The sequence below is a fragment of the Kiloniella majae genome (genome assembly GCF_002118315.1).
Taxonomy (GTDB): Bacteria; Pseudomonadota; Alphaproteobacteria; order Kiloniellales; family Kiloniellaceae; genus Kiloniella; species Kiloniella majae.
Window position 1 is genome coordinate 1 of the sequence record NZ_MTSZ01000026.1, and the last position, 283, is coordinate 283.

Below are 283 nucleotides of genomic sequence, written 5' to 3' on the forward strand. Positions count from 1 at the left end.
CGTCGTTGTGTTGTCGGTTGGGCGCTCTCACCAAAGCCTGATGCAGAGCTTGTCATTAAGGCTTTAGACATGGCCTATGAACAACGTGGACGACCAAATAATGTGATGTTCCATTCAGACCAAGGCAGCCAATATTCAAGCCGTAAATTTAGGCAACGATTATGGCGCTATCGCATGAAACAGAGCATGAGTCGTCGTGGTAATTGTTGGGATAACGCCCCGATGGAAAGAGTCTTCAGAAGCTTAAAGACGGAGTGGGTACCAGCAACTGGATACATGACTC

Annotated in this window: 1 protein-coding gene; it reads left to right on the plus strand. The window is 47.7% G+C overall.

What is annotated here, in order from left to right; translation table 11 throughout:
• On the plus strand, positions 1-283 hold a 283-nt coding region (locus tag BKB51_RS20500), incomplete at both ends, for a DDE-type integrase/transposase/recombinase (RefSeq protein ID WP_143445822.1).